We start from the raw sequence: 15,416 nt of genomic DNA, 5'->3' as shown, positions 1-15,416 counted from the left end.
CGTTTCACCCGATCGAGGCCGGGAACCCCGGCCGGTGAGTGACGGGAGGAACGTGATGCCGGATCCGAGTTCCTGGCTGCACGAGGCCACGGCCACCGCCTCGGGTGGTCATGTACGCACCGACGACGGTGGCCTGTCCAGCGCGCTGGCGTCGCCGCTCGCGCCGCACTGCACGGGCCTGACGCCCGAACAACTGCTGGCCGCGGCGTTCGCCTCCTGCCTGCACCACGCGGCGGTGGAGGCGGCCGGGGAGATCACCGACGAGGCGCACACCGTCCAGGTCACCGCCGAGGCGAGGCTGGGCCGCGACGACGACGGCCGCTACCGGGCGGACGTGCACGCGTCGATCTCGTCGGCCGGGCTGAGCCGCGAGCAGCTGGCCGACCTGGTCGAGTACGCCGACCGCATCTGGCCCTTCTCCAGCGGCGACGCCACCCGGCACCGGTTGACCGTCACGCCCGCCGACGGCGCGCGCCGCTGAGCGTCACCAGCGGAATCCGGCGGTCACCGCACGGTGGTCGGTGCCCGGGGTACGGGCCACTCCGGCGGCGGTCGGGGTGAGCCCCCGGTAGAGCACGTGGTCGGGGCGGGTCATCGGCACCGCCGCCGGCCAGGTGAAGCCGAAGCCCTGCCCCGCCTGGGCGTGGGCGTCGTCCAGCAGCCGGGTCAGCGGGCGGAAGACCCGGTCGGTGCTGGCCGTGTTGAGGTCGCCGAGCACCAGCAGGCGCGGGGCGCGCTCGGCGCGGACCGCGCGGGCCAGCGCCCGAACCGTCTCGTCCCGGGTCGCGGTGTCGCCGGCCCGCGCCGATCCGAGGTGGACCACGTAGACCACCAGTTCCCCGTCCGGCGTGGCGACGACCGCGCGCAGCCCCCGGGTCCAGCCCAGCCCGGTGTCGACCCCGGTCGCGTCGGCGATCGGGTACCGGCTCCAGAGGGCCACCGTGGAGACCTCCGCCCGGTGCGGGTAGCGCTCGCGCAGTGCGGCGAGGCGGTCGCCGTCGTCGACCTCCTGCAACGCGAGCAGGTCGGCGCCGGAGCGGGCCAGCGGGGCCACGGTCGCGGCCGGATCGGGGTTGCCGGCCCGCAGGTTCTGGCTGGCCACCCGGATCCCGGTCGGCCCGGACCCGGCGGACGGCGGCAACCACGCGCCGCCGTGCGCGAGCGCCCACACCACGGCCGGAAGGGCCACCGCGAGCAGCGCCCGCCGGGACCGGCGCAGCAGCGCGGCGAGGGCCAGCGCCGGCACCGCGAGGCCCAGCAGCGGAGCGACGCTGTCGAGCAGGCTGCCGAAGCCGTGCACGTTCGGCACCGCGCGGTGCCCGGCGAGCACCGCCGCCAGCAGCACCGCGAGCAGGACGACGAGGAGTCCGCGCCGGTCGGCGGCGCGGGCCGGGGCGGCTGCGGCCGGCTCGTCGATCATGACACTGGTCACCGTCCGCATCGTACCGACGGCCGTCGACGGCCGTCGGAGACTCCGCCACCCGACCGGCTCGGGGGTCGGTGGCACGGCTCCTGCCCGTCGGCCGAACGGAGGAGGCGCCGGCCCGGTGCCGTGCCGGTCGGCACCCGCCGGATTGATCCGGGCAGGGACGACATGGCAGACAAGAAGGATTTGCCAGGCTCATGCAGTTCGTCAGCGTGACGGACCAATTGCCCCTGCCGATCATGGCCAATTGTGGCGCATGCCACTAATCACCCCGATGGCACGGGCCGTGCGGCTCTCTAGCCTCGGCGGGTGCCTGCCGATCACTCCCCTGAGCAGCAGTCGACCGCGGCCCACCGGGCTGCCCGTCCAGCCGGTGCCCCCTCGGGCGAACGGAGGATCGGCCGCCACCGGGCCCCGGAGCCGCCCCGGCGCGGCGCCCGCGCACTGCTGGCGTCCACACCCGCCCGGGTCGTCCTCGCCGGCGGGGTGACCTGCTGCCTCGGCCTGGCGGCGTTCGCCGGGACGCAGCAGAGCGAGCAGACCCCGCCGCTGCGGGAGGTGCTGGCCGAACGCGCCGCGGCCGACGAGCGGGCCTCCCGCTCCCTGGACCGTGGCGCGTCCCCGCTCGCCGTCCCGGTCACCCCGGTCCCCGCCGCCACGCCCAGTCCGGCCGCCACCCGCAAGCCGAAGCCGAAGCCGAAGCCGGCCCGACCGGCACGGCCCCGCCCCGTCGCCGGCCTGACCCAGGCGCAGATGGACAACGCCAAGGTGATCGTCGACGTGGGCGTCGGGATGGGTGTGCCCCGGCGCGGACTGGTCGTCGCGATCGCCACCGCCATGCAGGAGAGCAACCTGCACAACCTGGCCAGCGACGTGCTGCCCGAGTCGTTCGACCACCCGCACCAGGGCAGCGGCTCCGACCACGACTCCGTCGGGCTGTTCCAGCAGCGCCCCAGCAGCGGCTGGGGCACGGTGGCCCAGCTGATGCGCCCGGCGTACGCCGCCCGGGCGTTCTACACGGCGCTGCTCGAGGTGCCCGGGTGGCAGGACATGAGCGTCACCGCCGCGGCCCAGGCGGTGCAGATCTCCGCCTTCCCCGACGCGTACGCCAAGCACGAGCAGCGGGCCGGCACGGTGGTGGCGGCGCTGACCTGACCTCAGGCCACCCGGGTGCCGGGCTCCGGCCGCTCGACCGACACCTCCGTGGTGCCGGTGGCGACCCGGGTCGCCGGCACCCCGCCCGTGGACGCCGCAGCGGTGGGCGTGTCCGCCGGCACCGCCTCGCCGGGCAGCCCGGCGAGGATCCGGTCCACCTGGGCCTCCCGGCGACGCCGCTCGTGCAGGGCCGCCTCGAACTCACGCCGGGCCTGCATCGCCTCGGCGTACACCCGTTCCCGGACCTGCCGGGCCTCCTCGCGCGCCGCGTCCAGCTCGCTGCGGGCCTGCGCCAGGATCTCGGCGGCCTCCCGCTCGACGGCCGACGCGTCCCGGCGCGCCGCCACCGCGCCGCCGTCGGTGGGCACGCCCTGGCGGTCGACCAGCCCGCGCAGCAGCGCCGCCTCCTGCCGGATCTGGTCCCACTCCCGGCCCGCGCCGGCGGCCACCTCGGCGCGCGCCGCCAGGCGGGTCAACCGGATCCCGAGCTCATCCAGGCAGGAATCCACCTGCCGCTGGTCGTAGCCGGTCTCAACGACGGAGAACCTCATACTGTCGCCCCCCAGGAAGCTGGTACGTCTTTCCCCAGTTCGATCCTGGCGGCTGCCGGCAGCCACCGGAGGGGTTCGGGAAAAATGTTCAGCAACTGAGGGCGCGCCGGGGCGCGGTCGTTCAGGAGCGCTTGGGCAGCACGACCACGCGGCCGAAGAACTCGTCGATGCGGCGCACCACGTCGTTGAAGTCGTCCAGGTCGATCGGCTTCGTCACGTACGCGTTGGCCTGCAGCGTGTAGCTGCCGACGATGTCGTTGTCCGCGTTGGAGGTGGTGAGCACCACGATCGGGATGGTCCGCAGATCCGCGTCCTGCTTGACCTCGCCGAGCACCTGCCGCCCGTCCATCCGGGGCATGTTCAGGTCCAGCAGGATCACGTCCGGCCGCCGGGCCTCGGTGTGCCGACCCTCCCGACGCAGGAACTCCATCGCCTCCTGGCCGTCGTTGACCACGTCGATGACCTTGTCGATCTCGGAGTCCGCCAGGGCTTCCTCGATCATCAGGACGTCCCCCGGGTCGTCGTCGACGACGAGGATACGGACGGGATTCGCGGCACCTGGGCCCATGGGGATGTACCTGTCTCGTGTCGGCGGACGGGGGACAACGGTCTCGGTCACCCGCTCGCGGGAATCTAACCGATCACCGGCCGGATCGCGACGCGGGGTCCACCGTGTCCGGTCCGTATCGCAGCACGTCCGCCAGGCCGGTGACCTGGAGCACCCGGTCCACCCGGCCGGTCGCGCCGATCACCCGCAACCACCCGCCGTCGGCGGACGCGCGATTGTCGCCACGGACGAACGCCGCGATGCCGGTGGAGTCGCAGAAGGTCAGGTCGGTGAGGTCGAGCAGCAGGTGACGTTCACCCTCGGCGGCCAGCCGGTCGATCGCCTCGTTCAGCTCGCCCGCCGTGCTCACGTCCAGCTCACCGACGAGCCGCAGGCAGACCCCGCCACCGTCGCGCGGGCTGTGGGTGACCGCGAAGGTCAATGTCGTCCCTCTCGCTCACACCGCAGGCGAACCCTTGCAGTAGAGCAAGTATACGCAGCGGACCATTCCACCACGGTACCGCCGGGTCAGCCCCGGGCGGTGTCGCGCAGCGCGGCGACCCGGGCCTCCCCGAGCGCCAGGAACCGCCCGGCGCGTGGGAAGTCCCGCAGCAGCCGATGGTAGTGCCCCAGGGTCAGCCCCACCGCCCCGGCCGGCACGCCGCGACTGGAGAGGATCTGCGCGAGCCAGTCGACGAAGTCGGTGAAGAGAGAGTCGTCGTCGACGTACAGGGCGGCGGCGAGGAAGTCCACGATGTAGCCCAGGTCGCTGACCGTCGAGTCGAGCTGGGCCGGGGTGTAGTGCACGACCGCGGGCACCCGCTCGCGCAGGTCGGCCAGCGCCGAGTCGATCAACTCGCCGCGGCGGCGCACCAGGCCGGCGTACTCGTCGTCGGCGAGGTGGGGCAGCTCGGCCGGGCGGACCCGGCGCAACGCCCGCTCGTCGGCCACCAGGTCGGCCGCGGTCGGCGCGTCCGGCGCCCAGGCCACCCCCAGGGCGCGGGCCCACCGGCCGTCGTCGCCGAAGCCGCGGCCACCGACCACGACCGGCACGTCGGAGCGGCGGCACGCCTCGATCATGCGGTGCGCGTGCGGCAGTCGCATCGGCAGCGCGCAGGCCAGCGCCACCGCGTGCGCGTCGTACCGGTGCAGGTACGACACCAGGTGCGCGGCGGGCACACTCGCCCCCAGGAAGGTCACCTGCCAGCCGCGCAGCCGCAGCACCTCCGCCACCAGCCGGGGCGGCAGCGCGTGCCACTCCCCGTCCATGCACGCCACCACCACCCGCCCACGGGTCGGACGGGGGTTGACCTGCGCGACCACCGCCGCCACCACCCGCTCGCTGATGTGGGTGGCGGCGTGCTCCTGCGCCACGCTCCACTCGTTGCGGGCCCACCGCTCCCCCACCTCGGCCTGCGCCGGGGCGACCAGGTCGAGCAGCACCCGCTCGGCCGGCACCCGCGCGTCGAGCAGCCGGCCGGCCACCTCGATCGCGGCGTACTCGTCGGCCTCCGCCAGCGCGTCCAGGAACTGCGCGTACGCCTGGGACGGGTCGGCCTGCGTGGTCGAGGTGGTCACGGTCGGGTCTCCCTCTGCTCGGCAGGCCCACCCGCCGTCGGCACGGCGTGCAGGTGTCGCGGCGGACGCCCACCCGGGCCGGTGGCCCGCAGCGCCAGCACCGCGATGTCGTCGTGGTCGCCGTGGGCCAGCCAGTCGCAGGTCACCTGCTCGACCCGCTCGGCGAGCGCCGGCGCCGGCACCCGGTGACAGCCGGTCACCGCGTTGACCAGCCGTTCGTGCCCGAACTGCTCGTCGCCGCGCCGGCCGCCACGCGCCTCGGTCACCCCGTCGCTGTAGAGCAGGCAGGTCTCCCCGGGCTCCAGGCGTACGGTCACCTCGCCGATGCGCGGGTCGGGCACCACCCCGATCAGCATGCCGCTCAGCGGCACCGCCTCCACCTCGCCGGAGGCGCGCAGCACCAGCGGCGGCAGGTGGCCCCCGCCGGCCATGGTCAGGGTGAGGGCGCCGTCGCGCTGGGGCCGGACCACCCCGAGCACCATGGTGGCGAACCGGCCCTGGCCGTGCGCCTGGGTGGTCTCCAGCATCGCGTCGTTGAGCAGTTTGAGCAGCCGGGCGGGATGCGACTCCACCCGGTGCAACGCCTGCAGGCACTGCCGCAGCTGGCCGGTGAAGACCGCCGCCTCGACCCCCTTGCCGGAGACGTCGCCGAGGAAGAACACCGAGCCGCCGTCGGGCAGCCGGTGCGAGCCGTAGAAGTCACCCCCGATGCGCAGGCTCGCCTGCGCCGGCCGGTACGCCGTGCCCCACTGCACGCCCGCGACGGTGACCGGCTCGACCGGCAGCAGGCTCGCCTGGAGCGTGTCGGCGACCTCGGCCTGGTCCCGGTAGAGCACCGCCGTGGTCAGCGCCGCGCCGGCCCGGGCCGCGAAGGCCCGCACCAGCTCGACGTCGTCCTCGTCGTACCAGCGGGTGGAGCGGCGGGCGACCAGCAGCACGCCCGCCGGGGTCTCCCGGCCGGGCAGCGGCACCACCCGGGCGACGACGTCGCGGGCCGTCAGCCCCGGCAGCCAGCCGGCGTCCACCGCCTGCTCGGCCAGCCAGTCGACGGCGTGCGGCTCGACGCCGGAGAGCCCCTCGGCGATCGCCGGGGGCAGCGCGGTGGTGGAGAGCACCCCGCTGTCCACCGTCGGCGCCTCGTCGTCGGCCCGGCTCGCCCGCCACCAGCGGGCCCGCCCGGAGCGGGGGGCCAGCACCAGCACGGCGACCTCGGCCAGCGTGGGCACGGTGAGTCGGACCACCGCGGCGGCGGCGCGATCGGGATGCAGCGGGTTGCCGAGCTTCTCGCCGACCACGGCGAGGAAGGCCGAGCGGGCCCGCTCGGCCAGCAGCGCGTCGGCGCGGGTGACGCTCTCGGTGACGTCCTCGACGTAGTGGCAGCTGCGGTTGCCGGAGAGCGGCACCGCACGGATGCGCAGCCGGCGGCCGTGGTGGGCGAACTCGTCGACCCCGCCGCAGCGCAGGGCGGGCACCCCGGCGGCGGTCAGCGACCGGCCCTCGGCCACCTCGGGCAGCAGTCGCTCGGCGACCGGGCTGAGGTGGCACACCACCCCGTCGGGGTCGCAGACGATCAGACCCTCGCGGAAGTGCTCGACCACCTCGGACCAGTCGGGCTCCGGATGGCCCCGGTCGGGGGCCAGCGGCGGCAGCGCCGACGAGGGCCGCCCGACGGCCTCGGCGGACCGCGCCGGGACCCGGACGTCGCTCGGCGTGGAGAGCCGTCCGTCGCCCGGGTCGGCGCCCCTGACGTCGGCAGCAGTCACCAGCTGAGCCCCACTCCTCGTATCGCCACCCACGGTCCCGCGGTAATGGTCCGTATGTTCCAATCTCCTCGGCCCCACCCTACGCCGGTATCCCGGTACCGCCACTCCGCGCTGCCGCCGAGCTGCGGCCACGCGTGCCGGGCGGGGCACCCCGGGGATTGTTACGATCCCGGAAAGCCCCTGCCCGACGGCAGCCCTGCGGAAAGGTGATCGTGTGGTGCCCCACGGGAGGAAGCCCGAGGCGACTCCGCTGACCATGTCGGTCGATCGATCGGATCCGGACGCCCCGGTCATCTCCGTCGGCGGGGATCTCGCCTTCACCACCGCCGCCCCGCTGCGCGCCGAGGTCGACCGGGCCCTGGCGCAGCGCCCGCCGGTGCTGGTGCTCGACTTCGCCGGCCTGCTCTTCATCGACAGCACCGGGCTGTCGGTCATCGTGCACGCCTGGCGTGAGGGCCAGCACGGCGGCACCCTCATCCGGCTGCGCTCCACGCCCCGGTTCCTGGACACCATCCTCGACATGACCGGCGTCACCGGCCTGCTGACCCGGCCACTCACCGGCGAACGGGGCGAGTCCGGGGCGTACGAGCGCCCCGCCGCGTCCGCCTGAGCCCCCCGGGCGTTTCCCGGACACCGGAAGCTGGGAACATGTGTTCATGCCCTCTCAGCTGTTGTCCATCGAGGTGACCCGGCTCGACGCCGGGCGCGCTCGGCTGCGGCTGACCGGCGACCTCGACTTCGACACCGCGCCCGAACTGGTCGCCGTCGCCGCCGAGGCCCGCGCGGACGGCCACCACGACCTGCTGATCGACCTGTCCGGGGTCGGTCTGTGCGACTCCTCGGGGCTGAGCGCGTTCGTGGTGCTCGCCGGGGCCGGCACGGTCCGCCTCACCGGGGTCGGTCCGCAGCTCCAGCAGCTGCTCGACCGCACCGGTCTCACCGAACTGCTGGCCGTCGAGCGGCCGGCGATCGGCGACGAGGCGCGCGAGGCCGGCTGAGCCACCCCGGCGCGGGCCGGGGTGGCCCCCGACCCTGGGACCAGGGGCCGGGGGCCGGGAGGAGGGTCTAGGTGGTGGGGACCGGCTGGAGCCGGGGGCCGCTCTCGCGCAGCTCGGCCGCCGTCGGTGGCTCGGCGTCCTCGGGGCGACCGGAATCGGGCGTCTGGAACAGGTAGCGGACGAACTCCCCACCCGCCTCGTTGTCGTCCGCCCCGGGCCACTGGCCGGCGCAGTCCACGCCTACCACCTCGCGGCCGGATCCGTCGGCCCCCTCGACCAGCGCCCACAGGCTGACCGGATAGCACCGGGTCTGCTCGGGCGTGACCTGCCAGCGGGCGTACCAACCCGGACGGGCGGGGACGATCTCGACGATCCTCTTCATGACGACCTTCCCTTCCGTGTCGCTCGGAAGACTTCCGGTCAAGCCTGATCGTGCGGGCCCGTCGGGTGAGCGCCCCTCACCCCGGCGGAATGAACCCGGCGAGCCGGCTCACCCCGTTACCTTCCTCGCGCCGACGGGAACGCCAGCGGCGACGGTGAACCCGACAGGGGAGCGAGGTCGACCATGCGCAAGCAGATGGAGGGCGACAACCAGCGCCGCCGGGCCCTGGCCCGCCAGGCCCGCGAGCAGGGTCGGCAGCCGAGCGAGGCGGGCACCAGCCTGAGCGCGTCCAAGCAGCTCACCAGCCTGGACCGGGGCAAGCGGTCCGGTCCCCCGCCGGCCGGCCGGCACAAGCCGGACCCCACCCGGGGCGGACCGGCGCCGCCGGCCACCGCCGTGGCCACGACCAACCGGCCCCGCCCCGAGCCGGGACCGGGCGAGGTGACCCAGATGGGTTACCGCGAGCTGGTCGACGAGGTGAGCCGCCGGGCGGGGGTGGACTTCCGCACCGCCAAGGTGGGCGCCGAGGCCACCGTGCTCGCCCTGGCCTGGGCGCTGGACGAGGGGGAACGCGCCCGGCTGCTGGAGGCGGTGCCGGTGAAGCTGCACGACGTGGTGCCGGTCGACGGCATCGAGCGCCACCACGACCTGCCGGGCTTCCTGGCCGAGGTGGGCCGGCTCAGCGGGCGCTCCCCGGAGCAGGCCCGCTACCAGGCGGAGGCGACCCTGGCCGCGCTCGCGGCGCACGACGGTGACCTGGTCGAGTCGCTGCACGTGCCGGACGGGCTGCGCGATCTGCTCGGCCCGGCCGAGGTCGGCGGGGGGCTGGTGGGGCCGTCCAGCGCCACCGCCCCGCTCAGCGAGGCGGAGCTGCGCGCCGCCCTGGACGACCTGCCGTACTGGTCCAGTGACCGCCGTTCGCTGGTGCGCACCATCGAGCTGCCGCCCGACAACCTGGACCGGGTGCTCGACCGGCTCGACCTGCTCCGCGCGCAGACCGGTCGCGGGCCGCAGATCGGCCGGCCCGACCCCGACAACGCGGTGCTGACCGTACGCAGCCAGCAGGTCGACGCGGTGACCGCCGCGGACGTCGAACTGGCGCACCGGGTCGACGACGCGATCGACGAGGCCGGCGCGGGGATGGCCGCCGGCTGAGCCGACGTCGTCCGGGCCGGTGGGCGGGCGTCCGCCGGCCCCGGCCGCCGTCCGGGTCCGCGCCGGCCCGGGCGGCGGGGCGTCGGCTAGCCTGCCGCGCATGGACAGCGCCGCCGACGACCGGCTGGACCTGGTCGTCGACCCGGCCCGCCGGACCGGTCGGATCCTGCTCGCCGGGGGTGTGGCCCAGTCGTACGTCGACGTGGCCGACCCCCGTCACCTGCACTTCGAGTACGTCCGCCGGATGGCCGCGGTGGTCGACCTGGCCGCCCCGGCCGGGCGCCCCCTCGACGTGCTGCACCTGGGCGGCGGCGCGCTGACCCTCCCCCGGTACGTCGCGGCGACCCGCCCCGGGTCCGCCCAGCGGGTCGTCGAGCGGGACGCGGCCGTGGTGGACCTGGTCGGCCGCGAGCTGCCGGCGCCGCCGACGCCGGTCGACGTCGACGTCGCCGACGCCCGGGACGCGGTGGGCGCCGCCCCCGCGCACCGCTACGACCTGGTGCTCGCCGACATCTACCGGGCCGCGCGGATGCCGGCCCACGTGGCGAGCCGGGAGTTCGCCGCCGAGGTGGCCCGGACGCTGCGCCCCGACGGGGTGTACCTGGTCAACGTCACCGACCTGCCGCCGCTGGTCTTCACCCGGGTGCAGGCGGCGACCCTGCGGGCGGTCTTCGCCGAGGTCTGCCTGGTGGCCGACCGCCGGATGCTGCGGGGCCGCCGGTACGGCAACGTGGTGCTCGCCGCCGCCCTCCGCCCCGGCCGGCTGCCGACGCGCCGGCTCGCCGGGCGGGTGGCGGCCGACCCGGTGCCGGGCGGCGTGCTGCACGGCACGGAACTGGACGCGTTCGTCGGCGGCGCCCGCCCGGCCACCGACGCCTCGCTGACCGGCTGAGCCGGGACCGCTCGCGTACGGCCGGGCCACGCGGCCGGGTGGCGACCGGACGCGGCGACCGGCGGGTTTCGGGGCGGACGGCCCGGGTAGCCGCGCCGGATGAGCACCGCCGACGACCGCTCCACCGCCCGCCGGGCGTTGATCGTCATCGGACTGGTGCTCGGCACCGCGCTGGGACTGACCCTGGTCTGGGCCACCCGACGGGTGCTGATCTGGATTCTCGTCGCCGCCTTCCTCGCCGTCGCGCTCAACCCGCTCGTCGACCACCTGCAACGGCGGCTGGTACGGCACCGGGCACTGGCCACCCTGCTGGTCTTCCTCGCCGCGTTCGTCCTGCTCGGCGGGCTGGGCGCGCTGATCGTGGTACCGCTGCTGGACGAGCTCGGCCGGTTCGTCGACCGGGCGCCGGAGCTGCTGGACGAGACCCGGGACGGCCGGGGTCCGCTCGGGGAGCTGCTGGCGCGCTCCGGGCTGCTCGACTACGCCCGCCGGCACTCCGAGCAGGTCCAGCGGTATGGCGGTGAACTGCGCGAACCCGCCGTCGGGCTGGTCCGGAGCGTGCTGGAGACCGTCGCCGGACTGGTCACGGTGATCGTGCTGGCGTACCTGATGGTGCTGGAGGCGCCGCGGATCGTGCGGGCCGTGCTGCGCCTGGCCGGCGACGGACCGGCCGAGCGGCTGCACCGCATCGGCCGGGAGATCTCCCGCACGATCACCGGCTACCTCAGCGGCAACCTGCTGATCAGCGTCATCTGCGGCGGCCTGACGTACCTGGTGCTCGCCCTGGCGGGGGTGCCGTTCGCCGCGGTGATCGCGTTGGTCGTCGCCGTCACCGACCTGATCCCGCTGGTCGGGGCGACCCTCGGCGCGCTGGTCGCGGCCGGGGCGGCGTTCCTGCACTCCCCCACCGCCGGAATCGTGGTGCTGGTCTTCTTCGTCGTCTACCAGCAGGTGGAGAACCACCTGCTGCAACCGGTCATCATGGCCCGCGCGGTCCGGCTCAACCCACTGACCGTCCTGGTCAGCGTGCTGCTCGCCGCCGAGTTGGCCGGGCTGGTCGGCGCGCTGCTGGCCATCCCCGCCGCCGGCATCGGCCAGCTGCTGCTGCGGGAGTTCGCCCCGGCTCCGGGGGCCCGGACGCTGCCCGCGCCCACCGACCCGGACGCCGGACCGGCCGGCGGGTGATCCCGCCGGCCGGTCCGCGACCAGTCAGGCCCGCGCCCGGACCGGCACCTCCGGCGACGAGCTCTCCAGCGGTACGGCGTGCGCCGGCACCAGCCCGAGCTGGGTCGCCGAGCGGGGCAGCGTCGCATCGAGCACCCAGTCGGCGCCCACCCGCGCCCGGTTGCCCGGCATGGCCAGCAGGTGGTAGCCGCGGGTGACGGCCTTGGCCGGCAGCCCGGACATCGACAGCTTGAGCGGGTTCGCCGCCGCGTCCTTGCCGCCCAGGTCCACCACCCAGCCGAGGTCGTGGTGCTTGTACGGCTTGCGCCGGCCCTGCCCGTAGGAGGCGGCGATGTTGTGCGCGGCGAGCTTGCCCTGGCGCTGGGCGTGCTGCGCGGTCATCGTGCAGATCTCCCCGGGGCGGGTCAGGTCGGGCACCGCGGCGGCGTCGCCGCAGGCGTACACCTCGGGGAAGCCGGGGACGTTGAGGTACTCGTCGGTCACCAGCCGGCCCTTCTCGGTGCGCAGGCCCAGCTCGGCCACGAACGGGTCGGGACGCACCCCGACGCACCAGATGAGGCTGCAGGTCGGCACGTACTCGCCGTCGGTCAGCATCACCCCGTCCGGGGTGGCCTCGGCGACCGAGGTGCCCATCCGCACGTCCACGCCCCGGCGGCGCAGCACCCGGTCGGCGGTGTCGGACATCCGCCGGTCCAGCTCCGGCAGGGGCCGGGGCGCGACGTCGAGCAGCATCCAGCGCGGCCGGATCTTCAGGTGTGGCCGCTGGGCGACCAGCCGGTCGGTGAAGAGCTGCCCGTGCGCGGCCACCTCCGTGCCGGTGTACCCGGCGCCGACCACCACGAAGGTGGAGCGGGACCGCTGCTCGGCCGGGTCCTCGGCCTGCTCGGCCAACTCGATCTGGCGGATCACGTGGTCGTGCAGGTAGACCGCCTCGGGCAGGCCGCGGAAGCCGTGCGCGTACTCGGTCACCCCGGGGATCGGCAGCAGCTTGTTGACGCTGCCGACGCAGAGCACCAACCGGTCGTACGCGATCCGGCCGCGGTCGCCCTCGGGCTGGGTGAAGCCCACCCAGCGGTTGTGCAGGTCGACGTGGTCGGCCTCGCCGACGATGATCCGTACCCCGTCGAGGGTGCCGGTGAGCGGCACCGAGATCCGGGTGGGCTCCACCACTCCGGCGGCCACCTCCGGCAGCAGCGGCAGGTAGAGGAAGTAGTCGGTGGAGTTCAGCACCACGATCTCGGCGCGGTCGCGGGCCAGCCGGCTCAACGTCTTCGCCGCGTGGTAACCGGCGAACCCGGCCCCCACGATCACCACACGAGGTTTCGTCATGCCCGCTGCCGTTCCCGTCGCCCGCCCCGGCAAACGTGCCGGTCAGGGCCGGGCGTCCTGGAGTCGGACGTGTCCGGTCCGGCCGATCGCCTCGATCTCCCACAGCCGGCCGAACGCGCGCACGCCGTCGACGTGGATCCGGCCCACCTCCGGCGGGATGTCCGGGTCGAGCACCAGCCGGCCGTCCACCGGCTCCAGGCCCGCCATCGCCCGGGCCACGGCCAGCGGCGCGCCGGCGGCCCAGGCCTGCGGGCTGCACGCCGTCGGGTACGGCACGGCGAACAGGGTGCGGTCGCGCGGGTACCCGCTCAGCGCCTCCGGCAGCCGGTGGTCGAACTGGTCGGCGACGTCGAGCAGGGCCAGGCTCACCCGGTTCGCCTCGGCCCGGAAGCCGTAGCGGCTCATCCCGAGCACGGCGAGGGAGTTGTCGTGCGGCCAGACGGTGCCCAGGTGGTAGCCGAGGGCGTTGAACGGCCGGTCCTCGCGGGACAGGGTGCGGATGCCCCAGCCGGAGAACATGTCGGGGTGCATCAGCTGGCGCACCACCCGCTCGGCCCGCTCCGGCGGGACGATGCCGCTCCACAGCAGGTGCCCCATGTTCGAGGTCTTGGAGTCGATCGGGTTCTTGTCGCCGTCCAGCCCGACGGCGTAGAAGCCGCCGCGCTCGTCGAGCCAGAAGTCCCGGTTGAACCGCTCGTACAGCCCGGCCGCCTCCTCGCGCAGCCGGGCCGCCAGCGCCGGATCGGCCAGCGGACCGTCGGCCAGCTCCGCCAGGCGCAGCTTCGCGTCGTACGTGTAGCCCTGGATCTCGCAGGTGGCGACGGGCAGCACCGGGATCCGGCCGTCGGAGAAGCGGACCCCGTCCGGCGAGTCGCGCCAGCACTGGTTGCCCAGCCCTTCCGGCGAGCGGGTGGCGTACTCGACGTAGCCGTCGCCGTCCCGGTCGCCGAAGTGGTCGATCCAGTTCAGCGCGGCCAGGGCGTTGTCCCGCAGTGACCGGACCAGGTCGTGGTCGCCGGTCCAGCGCCAGTACTCGGACAGCAGGATCAGCCACAGCTGGGTGGCGTCGGCGGTGCCGTAGTACGGGGCGTACGGCTTGCGGCCGGTGCGGGTCAGCTCGCCGCTGCGCACCTCGTGCAGGATCCGGCCCGGCTCCTCGTCGGTGAAGTTGTCGCAGCGCCGCCCCTGCAGCCGGGCCAGCGCCAACAGCGCGCCCTGGGCGAGCATCGGCCCGGCCGTCAGGGTCTGGTACGCGGTGATCAGGGTGTCCCGGCCGAAGAGGGTGAGGAACCAGGGCAGGCCGGCGCCGGGCAGCATGATGCGCTGGCCCCGGACCTCCAGGTCCAGCCGCAGCGCGGCCAGGTCGTAGCGGGACTGCCGGATGGCCCGCTCCAGGCTCGGGTGGTCGCTGCGCAGCTTCGCCCGGGTCTCGATCCAGCGCCGGATCGGGTCGTTCCGGCGGCCGTGGATGACCTCGGCGAAGTCGGCGCGCCCGGTCTCGACGACGCCCATCCCGGGTGGCAGCGGCACGCGCAGGTCGAGTTGCCACTGCTGGCGGGGTTGCAGCGTCACCCGCCACACCAGGTCGTCGCCCTCGACCCGGTCGGCCGGGATCGAGCAGCGCACCGTGGTCCAGGCGGAGAAGTCCTCGTGGTCGTAGGAGAAGAAGAGCTGTTCCGGGGTGTGCTGGCGCAGGATCGATTCGGACCGGTCGCGCACCCCGGACTTGATCTCGAACAGGTCGGCGAAGTCGGCGCGCACGGCCAGCCGCAGCTCGACGGCGCACGGCTCGCCCTTGTACGACAGCAGCTCGATCCGCTCGTGGAAGCCCTGCCCCAGGTAGCGCAGCCGGCGCACGCCGACGGTGTCCGGCGCGAGCCCGGGCAGCGCGGGGCTGGTGAGGATGAACTGCGCGGAGTAGTGGTCGATGGTCTCGGCGCGCAGCACCAGCAGCCGGTTGCCGTCGATGGTGAGCACCCAGCCGCTGATCAGGCGGGTGTCCAGGTGGACCAGACCACCGATGCCGCCGGGCGGCACGTCCCCGGCGCGGTCGGAGTACATGAAGGTGGGGCCGCTGAGCACGGCCATCGAGTCCGGGCCCAGCTCGGGTGGCAAAGCACGCTGGTCACCGGTCTCGCGGTCGGCGACGAACACGCCCGGCATCGGGTCGGCCGGGGTCGGGCGGACGGCAGCCATGGTGCCCACGGTAGGAGGGCCGGGGGCGAGCCGGGCATCACCCGGTCCGGGTGGAACCCGCTGATCGAGGGCGATGGACATGGACAGACGTCGCCGGACGGGGTGAGGATGCCGGCCACCGGTCCCCGGTCGCGTTCCCGAAGCCGGGGAGTTGACAGCGGCGCACACCCGACACGTCATGGTGCGGTAGCCGACAGTGACCGGGTCGGCGGCGGCGCACGCTCCTGGGCGACACACGGCTCTCGTCACAGGAGGAAAC

Annotated in this window: 16 protein-coding genes; 7 read left to right on the top strand and 9 right to left on the bottom strand. The window is 74.8% G+C overall.

Annotation, left to right across the window (positions count from 1 at the left end; all coding sequences use genetic code 11):
* Positions 1 to 55 precede the first annotated feature (55 nt).
* Positions 56 to 481 (top strand): OsmC family protein, encoded by a 426-nt coding sequence (locus tag GA0070614_RS27485; protein WP_088978665.1) that lies wholly within the window; start codon positions 56 to 58, stop codon positions 479 to 481.
* Positions 482 to 484: 3 nt separating this feature from the next.
* Here GA0070614_RS27485 and GA0070614_RS27480 read toward each other — a convergent pair whose 3' ends face one another.
* Positions 485 to 1,432 carry an endonuclease/exonuclease/phosphatase family protein gene (locus tag GA0070614_RS27480; RefSeq protein WP_231933406.1) on the bottom strand — a complete coding sequence of 316 codons (948 nt, stop codon included), beginning with the start codon at positions 1,430 to 1,432 and terminating at the stop codon, positions 485 to 487.
* 303 nt (positions 1,433 to 1,735) lie between these two features.
* Here GA0070614_RS27480 and GA0070614_RS27475 point away from each other — a divergent pair, with 303 nt between their 5' ends.
* On the top strand, positions 1,736 to 2,581 hold the full coding sequence (locus GA0070614_RS27475) for a hypothetical protein (RefSeq protein WP_408630715.1): 846 nt from the start codon (positions 1,736 to 1,738) through the stop codon (positions 2,579 to 2,581).
* 2 nt (positions 2,582 to 2,583) lie between these two features.
* Here the strand turns inward: GA0070614_RS27475 and GA0070614_RS27470 are convergent, their stop codons facing one another.
* The 5 genes from GA0070614_RS27470 to GA0070614_RS27450 all read right to left on the bottom strand — a co-directional run bounded on the left by GA0070614_RS27470 (position 2,584) and on the right by GA0070614_RS27450 (position 7,020).
* Positions 2,584 to 3,132 (bottom strand): ATP synthase subunit B family protein, encoded by a 549-nt coding sequence (locus GA0070614_RS27470; protein WP_088978663.1) that lies wholly within the window; start codon positions 3,130 to 3,132, stop codon positions 2,584 to 2,586.
* Between the two features lie 121 nt (positions 3,133 to 3,253).
* Positions 3,254 to 3,700: a response regulator gene (locus GA0070614_RS27465; protein ID WP_088978662.1), complete on the bottom strand. Its 447-nt coding sequence runs from the start codon at positions 3,698 to 3,700 to the stop codon at positions 3,254 to 3,256.
* A gap of 73 nt (positions 3,701 to 3,773) precedes the next feature.
* Positions 3,774 to 4,121, bottom strand: coding sequence for an STAS domain-containing protein (locus GA0070614_RS27460; RefSeq protein WP_088978661.1), 348 nt, complete (start codon positions 4,119 to 4,121; stop codon positions 3,774 to 3,776).
* An 86-nt stretch (positions 4,122 to 4,207) separates the two neighbouring features.
* Positions 4,208 to 5,257, bottom strand: coding sequence for a cobalamin B12-binding domain-containing protein (locus tag GA0070614_RS27455; protein ID WP_088978660.1), 1,050 nt, complete (start codon positions 5,255 to 5,257; stop codon positions 4,208 to 4,210).
* The gene (locus GA0070614_RS27450; RefSeq protein WP_088978659.1) at positions 5,254 to 7,020 is read right to left on the bottom strand and encodes a PP2C family protein-serine/threonine phosphatase; all 1,767 of its coding nucleotides are present in this window, start codon (positions 7,018 to 7,020) and stop codon (positions 5,254 to 5,256) included. Before GA0070614_RS27450 ends, GA0070614_RS27455 begins: the two co-directional genes overlap by 4 nt.
* A 217-nt stretch (positions 7,021 to 7,237) precedes the next feature.
* On the opposite strand from GA0070614_RS27450, the gene GA0070614_RS27445 reads away from it, so the two are divergent.
* A complete protein-coding gene (locus GA0070614_RS27445; RefSeq protein ID WP_231933405.1) occupies positions 7,238 to 7,630 on the top strand; it encodes an STAS domain-containing protein in 393 nt (130 codons plus the stop codon).
* Positions 7,631 to 7,676: 46 nt separating this feature from the next.
* On the top strand, positions 7,677 to 8,018 hold the full coding sequence (locus tag GA0070614_RS27440; protein WP_088979708.1) for an STAS domain-containing protein: 342 nt from the start codon (positions 7,677 to 7,679) through the stop codon (positions 8,016 to 8,018).
* Positions 8,019 to 8,085: 67 nt separating this feature from the next.
* On the opposite strand, the gene GA0070614_RS27435 is transcribed toward GA0070614_RS27440, so the two are convergent.
* On the bottom strand, positions 8,086 to 8,400 hold the full coding sequence (locus GA0070614_RS27435; protein ID WP_088978657.1) for a hypothetical protein: 315 nt from the start codon (positions 8,398 to 8,400) through the stop codon (positions 8,086 to 8,088).
* A 183-nt stretch (positions 8,401 to 8,583) separates the two neighbouring features.
* Here GA0070614_RS27435 and GA0070614_RS27430 point away from each other — a divergent pair, with 183 nt between their 5' ends.
* From GA0070614_RS27430 to GA0070614_RS27420, 3 genes are all read left to right on the top strand, one after another.
* Positions 8,584 to 9,555: a DUF2267 domain-containing protein gene (locus GA0070614_RS27430; RefSeq protein ID WP_088978656.1), complete on the top strand. Its 972-nt coding sequence runs from the start codon at positions 8,584 to 8,586 to the stop codon at positions 9,553 to 9,555.
* 100 nt (positions 9,556 to 9,655) lie between these two features.
* Positions 9,656 to 10,447 (top strand): spermidine synthase, encoded by a 792-nt coding sequence (locus tag GA0070614_RS27425; protein WP_088979707.1) that lies wholly within the window; start codon positions 9,656 to 9,658, stop codon positions 10,445 to 10,447.
* 99 nt (positions 10,448 to 10,546) lie between these two features.
* Entirely contained in the window at positions 10,547 to 11,632 is a 1,086-nt protein-coding gene (locus GA0070614_RS27420) for an AI-2E family transporter (protein WP_088978655.1), read from the top strand.
* Between the two features lie 24 nt (positions 11,633 to 11,656).
* On the opposite strand, the gene GA0070614_RS27415 is transcribed toward GA0070614_RS27420, so the two are convergent.
* Together GA0070614_RS27415 and GA0070614_RS27410 are read right to left on the bottom strand one after the other, a co-directional pair.
* Entirely contained in the window at positions 11,657 to 12,961 is a 1,305-nt protein-coding gene (locus tag GA0070614_RS27415) for an NAD(P)/FAD-dependent oxidoreductase (RefSeq protein ID WP_088978654.1), read from the bottom strand.
* Between the two features lie 42 nt (positions 12,962 to 13,003).
* A complete protein-coding gene (locus tag GA0070614_RS27410; protein ID WP_088979706.1) occupies positions 13,004 to 15,157 on the bottom strand; it encodes an amylo-alpha-1,6-glucosidase in 2,154 nt (717 codons plus the stop codon).
* Positions 15,158 to 15,416: the final 259 nt, after the last annotated feature.

Source organism: Micromonospora coxensis (assembly GCF_900090295.1).
GTDB classification, from domain to species: Bacteria; Actinomycetota; Actinomycetes; order Mycobacteriales; family Micromonosporaceae; genus Micromonospora; species Micromonospora coxensis.
The sequence above is the reverse complement of the archived record's forward strand: the minus strand, read 5'-3'. Positions and strand labels throughout refer to the sequence as shown.